General features: G+C 38.3%; 1 protein-coding gene. It reads left to right on the top strand.

Translation table 11 applies throughout. From position 1 onward, the window contains the following. Nucleotides 1-19 precede the first annotated feature (19 nt). Nucleotides 20-1,390, top strand: a 1,371-nt coding sequence (locus FC20_RS09485) for a pLS20_p028 family conjugation system transmembrane protein (RefSeq protein ID WP_156402974.1), incomplete at its 3' end; no start/stop codon positions are given.

Genomic DNA, 1,390 nt, shown 5'->3' on the forward strand with positions numbered 1-1,390 from the left:
AATTTCATTCTACGACACGTTGGACGATAAGTTATGGAGTTCTTTATCAGGAATTCGAGGACTCATTCTACTAATTGCATTGGCTCTTTTCGGAATATTCATTTTTCGTAATCGAGGAGAGGAGAAATCCGACGCACCGGTCAATATGTTTTATATAGTAATTTTAATGATGGCTTTGGCTAATATTACTAGTTCGGCGGTGTCTTTTGTCCATGTAAATGAGGTGGCTAGTGATGTTACTGACCAAAAAAATGCCGCGATGCAACAGTTCAGAGAAACGACTGATGACGTTTATATGTTGGGAAAACAGAATTGGAACATTACTAACTACAAAAAGAAGAAAAACAAATTAGGCGCTAAATATTTACCCAATATTGACTATTTCGATATTAACGAAAAGATTGAAGATCCAAAGAAAGCCAATGAAGATGAACTATTAAAATATCGTATCGTTGATAATTCTGATCCAGGCAAGAAACAATACGAAACTCAAGAAATCGCAGATACTAGCGGTATGCTGAGTTCTCTTAAACGGATTGTCACCGATTCGTATTATCGTTGGCATTGGCACCCTATTCAAAATATTATTTTTTATATTTTAGGGATACTAGCGTTAGCAATCATGAGTATTCGTTCTACAGTCTTAATTATCCGGATTGGCTTTGATTTTGGATTTTTGAAGGTCGCAGGGCTTTCAGTTTTTAGCAGCTTTACCAAATTTAAAGAATTATTCATGCAGTTTTTAACGTCTTTTGCAATTCTGGCCGCCACTTTATGGCAGTATAGAGTTTTTCAAATTTGGAATGATGGTATCGCCAATGCGCCATTAATTCCTAAATTTCTGATGCTATTAGGCGGTATTGAATTCCTACTTGATGGGCCAGTTATGATTCAAAAAGCAATGGGCGTAGATGCTGGTCTGAAAACATCAGCCGGGACGTTGGCTGGTGGTTTATTTGCCGGGAAGGCAGTAGCTGATAAAGCAACTGACTCGGCTGAAGAAATCGCTAAGATGACTTCTGGCGGTATTGGTGTAGCAGCTGGTATTGTTGCTGGTAAGTCAAAAGGCAAGCCTTTAAATGATGCTAAAAAGAAGACTGCGAAAAATGAATCCAAAGATAGGGCTAAAGATCAATCTGGTGATAAGGATAAGCAACAACAAAACAATGGTTTAAAGACTGATCAGAATAAGAAAAATCCTCAGGATAAGCAAAATGACGATAAGTCAAATAACAAAGATTTTGAGAGGAAGAGCGATCAACAACAGAATAAGGGGCTTGAGGATCAACCTGAAGCTGGTAAAAATGACGCACCGGCTGGATTTAAAGATGATCGTGAAGAACAAACGGGCAAGGGGCTTAATGACGATGCTGATTTACAGGGCCTTGAT

This window comes from Lactobacillus equicursoris DSM 19284 = JCM 14600 = CIP 110162 (assembly GCF_001434815.1).
GTDB classification, from domain to species: Bacteria; Bacillota; Bacilli; order Lactobacillales; family Lactobacillaceae; genus Lactobacillus; species Lactobacillus equicursoris.